The organism is Blautia sp. AF19-13LB, assembly GCF_003479105.1.
Lineage (GTDB): Bacteria > Bacillota > Clostridia > Lachnospirales > Lachnospiraceae > Fusicatenibacter > Fusicatenibacter saccharivorans.
On the sequence record NZ_QUGO01000041.1, the window covers coordinates 6,142 to 6,552 of the forward strand.

General features: G+C 44.5%; 1 pseudogene. It reads right to left on the reverse strand.

From position 1 onward, the window contains the following. Positions 1-256 (reverse strand): annotated as a pseudogene (locus DWX32_RS20335) (transposase); the annotation flags it as partial. Positions 257-411 lie beyond the last annotated feature (155 nt).

Below are 411 nucleotides of genomic sequence, written 5' to 3' on the forward strand. Positions count from 1 at the left end.
TTCTGTCATAGTAATACTGGAAATCTGGAAGTGGGACATCTTTCCTCTGTAGATTTTTCTGCGGATAGAAAAGGTTCTCAACTTCCTTAGGTGCCATCATTCGGAGTTCCTCGATTGGGATTCCGTTGGCATGGTATCGGCTCATGATCAGATTTAATGTACCTGAGCCAATCTTGTAACGGTCCATAACGGACCTGGTCTGGCATCCATTCAAACGCATCTGGATGGAGCCGATAATCGTGTTGTAGTCTTGCATAGTTATGCCTCCTTTCGCAATCATTTGATGACTACGAAAGAACTATAACACGTTGAAAACTTATTGATCAGCTGAAGCGGAAACGCGTTCAGTTACATCCGGAAAGACTGATCAGCTCTTAGCGGAATGCGTGGTCAGATGAGCCGGAATTTGCA